The 264-nt window shown below is 61.4% G+C and carries 1 protein-coding gene; it reads right to left on the bottom strand.

What is annotated here, in order from left to right; genetic code table 11:
- On the bottom strand, positions 1 to 264 hold a 264-nt coding region (locus WDW90_RS39825; protein WP_336493085.1), incomplete at both ends, for a TRAP transporter large permease subunit.

The following is a 264-nucleotide window of genomic DNA, read 5'->3' on the forward strand; positions in this document are numbered from 1 at the left end:
GGCGAGGTCCGGGAAAGCGATGAGGATGAACACCATCACCACCATGATGAGGAACATCGGGAAGGCGACGCGTGCGATATAGCCCATGTCGTGCTCGGTCATGCCCTGGAGCACGAAGATGTTGAAGCCGACCGGCGGCGTGATCTGCGCCATCTCGATGACGACCACGATGAAGATGCCGAACCAGACGATGTCGATGCCGGCCTGCCGGATCATCGGCTCGACGACGGAGATCGTGAGCACCACCGCCGAGATGCCGTCGAG

This window comes from Methylobacterium nigriterrae (assembly GCF_037106235.1).
GTDB lineage: Bacteria > Pseudomonadota > Alphaproteobacteria > Rhizobiales > Beijerinckiaceae > Methylobacterium > Methylobacterium nigriterrae.